This window comes from Variovorax sp. E3, assembly GCF_016082275.1.
Lineage (GTDB): Bacteria > Pseudomonadota > Gammaproteobacteria > Burkholderiales > Burkholderiaceae_C > Variovorax.
On sequence record NZ_MOWM01000320.1, the window covers coordinates 1 to 1,754 of the forward strand.

Below are 1,754 nucleotides of genomic sequence, written 5' to 3' on the forward strand. Positions count from 1 at the left end.
CCATTGAGTGGTCAAGGCCGTCGTGCCCCCACCCCGACCCTCCCCCGGGAGGGGAGGGAGAAAGACGACGGGTGCGCTACTCACCGCGCGTCATCTTCCGGTGCCACAGCGGATGGTTGAGCTTGGCCCACCCCTCGGTGACCGTGCCGCGCGTCATTGCGCGCATCGTGCCCTTGACCCAGATCGCCGCGTAGATGTGCGTGATGACCGACAGGATCAGCACCACCGCAGACACTGCATGCACCACCACCGCGATGCGCCGCACGAGGATCGGGAAGAACCCGACGAACCACGGGCTCCAGAACATGAAGCCGGTGACCAGCAAGAGCAGCAGGCTGATGCCGAAGGCCCAGAACACCAGCTTCTGCCCGGCGTTGTATTTGCCGACCGGCGGCATGCTCGACTTGTCGCCCTTGAGCATCTTCGGCGCGTTGGCGATCCATTCGCGGTCGACCCGGTCGAAGACGTTCTCGCGCCACATCGTGAAGAACAGGAACACGAAGCCCAGCACCATCAACAGGCCCATGAAGGGGTGCAGGATGCGCGTCCACGGCCCGCCGCCGAACAGCGTGCTCAGGAAGAAGAGCGCGGGGTGAAAGAAAGCCAGCCCCGACAGCGCGGCCGCGAAGAACATGATCGCCACGAACCAGTGGTTCATGCGCGTGGCGTCTCTGTAGCGGCGAAGGTAGTAGCGTGTCATCGCGTTCTCCTCAGGCTCGGGGTGCTGCGTCGCGGGGCGGTTCCTCGATCACCACCACGTCGTCGGGGTGGCCGTCGCGGTCGGCATCGGGGTGGTCGTCCTTGGGCTCGATGGGGCCGGTCTTCATGTAGTGGAAGAAGCTGCCGACCACCGCGCCGATCATGGCCACCATGGCCAGCGGCTTGGCAACGCCCTTCCAAAGCGACACCAGCGGGCTGATGTGCGGGTCCTTGGGCAGGTCGGCGTACAGGCCCGGCCGGTCGGCGTGCTGCAGCACGTACATGACGTGCGTGCCGCCCACGCCCGCGGGGTCGTACACGCCGGCGTTGGCAAAACCGCGCTCCTTCAGGTCGACGATGCGCTCCGACGCGTACTCGTGCATGTCTTCCTTGGTGCCGAAGTGCAGCGCGCCCGTGGGGCAGGCCTTCACGCAGGCCGGCTCCAGGCCCACGCCCACGCGGTCGGAGCACAGCGAGCACTTGTAGGCCTTGTTGTCGACCTTGCTGATGCGCGGCACGTCGAACGGGCAACCGGTGACGCAGTTGCCGCAGCCCACGCAGTGCTCGCTGATGAAGTCGACGATGCCGTTGGCGTACTTGACGATGGCGCCCGGCGAGGGGCACGACTTCAGGCAGCCGGGGTCGTCGCAATGCATGCAGCCGTCCTTGCGGATCAGCCACTCGAGCTTGCCGGCCTCGGGCTCGACCTCGGAGAACTTCATCACCGTCCAGGAAGACGGAGTGAGGTCGACCGGGTTGTCGTAGGTGCCGTGGTTGGTGCCGACCTCGTCGCGCAGGTCGTTCCACTGCATGCACGCGACCTGGCAGGCCTTGCAGCCGATGCAGGTCGACACGTCGATGAGCTTGGCCACCTGCTGCACCTGCGGGCGGTGGCGGATCTCGGGGGAAGGCGTGGTGGTGGCCGAGCGGGCGGCGATGTCGAGGGTTTGGAGGGAGGACATCAGCGGCTCCGGTCTTCTGTCTTGCCCCTTCCCCTTCCGGGGGAAGGTTGGGATGGGGGCAGGCCTCGATGAAGCGCTGCGCTCTGGGTGAGG

At 66.5% G+C, this 1,754-nt stretch carries 2 protein-coding genes; both read right to left on the reverse strand.

Annotation, left to right across the window (positions count from 1 at the left end):
* Positions 1-76 precede the first annotated feature (76 nt).
* Positions 77-700 (reverse strand): formate dehydrogenase subunit gamma, encoded by a 624-nt coding sequence (locus BMG07_RS40510; RefSeq protein WP_198089186.1) that lies wholly within the window; start codon positions 698-700, stop codon positions 77-79.
* A gap of 10 nt (positions 701-710) precedes the next feature.
* Positions 711-1,661, reverse strand: coding sequence for a formate dehydrogenase subunit beta (fdxH, locus tag BMG07_RS40515; protein WP_198089187.1), 951 nt, complete (start codon positions 1,659-1,661; stop codon positions 711-713).
* Positions 1,662-1,754: the final 93 nt, after the last annotated feature.